General features: G+C 65.4%; 1 protein-coding gene. It reads right to left on the bottom strand.

Features of this window, described 5'->3' with window-relative positions:
* Positions 1–139: 139 nt before the first annotated feature.
* Positions 140–1,285, bottom strand: a complete 1,146-nt coding sequence (locus tag ACEN88_RS31585; protein ID WP_413346093.1) for a two-component system response regulator — start codon at positions 1,283–1,285, stop codon at positions 140–142.
* Between the last annotated feature and the right edge of the window lie 156 nt (positions 1,286–1,441).

A 1,441-nucleotide genomic window follows, 5' to 3' on the forward strand; every position in this document is an offset into this window, starting at 1 on the left:
CCCGTAAAGACGGCCGCCTTCTTCGCCGCGGGCTTCGCGGCCGTCTTTACGGGCGTCTTCGCCGCCGTCGTCCTCGCCATGGGACCTCCATCTTCAAACAAGCCAAACAATATATATCATTTAGCCGTTTTCCGGAAGATCAGGCCTCGGACTCCGCGTCGCGGAACTCCTCCGCGATCGCCGCGAACTGCCCTTCGATCTCGAAGAACGCATCCAGCACGTCCGGATCGAAATGCGTGCCGCGGCCCTTGCGCATCACCTCCAGCGCCTGCTGGTGCGTGAACGCGGGCTTGTACACGCGGCGCGAGATCAGCGCGTCGTACACGTCGGCCACGGCCATCAGGCGCGCCGACAGCGGGATCTGCTCGCCCGCCAGGCGGTCCGGATAGCCGGAGCCGTCCCACTTCTCCTGGTGCGAGTGGGCGATCTCGCGTGCGAACATCAGGAAGCCGTTGGTCCCGCCGATGTGCTTCTCGACGAGCATGATGGTGTCGCGCCCGTACACGGCGTGCAGCTTCATGACCTCGAATTCCTCCCGGTCGAGCACACCGGGTTTCAGCAGGATGCGATCGGGGATGCCGACCTTGCCGATGTCGTGCAGCGGCACGGAGCGGTACAGGAGCTCGATGTTCTCGTCCGTGAGGTCCGTCGCGAAGCGCGGATGGTGCTGCAGGTGCCGCGCGAGCGCGCGCACGTAGTGCTGCGTGCGGCGGATGTGGTGGTCGCCCTTGGTCACGGCCGCGTTGTCGCGCGTCTCGGCCAGCGTGCCCATGGCCATGATGATCGCTTCCTGCATCAGCGCCAGCTGTGCCGTGCGGTCCTGCACGAGCTTTTCCAGGTTCTCGTTGTGCGCCTGCAGCTGGCGGCGCGCATCGAGCAGCGTCAGTTGCGTGGCCACGCGGGCGAACAGGATCGGGGGGCTGATCGGCTTGGCGATGTAGTCGACGGCGCCCAGCGACAGGCCCATCGCCTCGTCCTCGACCTGGTTCTTCGCGGTCAGGAAGATCACGGGGATGTCGGCCGTGACCGGGTTCGCTTTCAGCTGGCGGCACGTCTCGTAGCCGTCCAGGCCGGGCATCATCACGTCGAGCAGGATCAGGTCCAGGCCGGGCGTGGACTGGGCGATCTGCAGCGCCAGGCTGCCGTTGTTGGCGACCTTCGTGTTGTAGCGGTCCTTGAGCAGGCGCGACAACAGCATGATGTTGTCGGGCGTGTCGTCGACGATCAGGATCGTCGGCTTGTCCTTGTTGCTCGTGCTCGTCTTTTCGGTGGTGACAATGTTCATCAGGTTTCCGCGGTATCGGGGCGGGTTGCGGCGGGCAACTGCTGGCGCGCCTCTTCGAATTCGTAACGGGACAGGTGCTGCTCCAGCCGCGCCATGTGCTCGGCGTCGAGCACGCCGGCCAGGCGCGTGCGCACCGTCTCGAAGTAGTCAATGGCA

Origin of the sequence: Massilia sp. CT11-108, assembly GCF_047302915.1 — a bacterium.
GTDB classification, from domain to species: domain Bacteria; phylum Pseudomonadota; class Gammaproteobacteria; order Burkholderiales; family Burkholderiaceae_D; genus Telluria; species Telluria orientalis.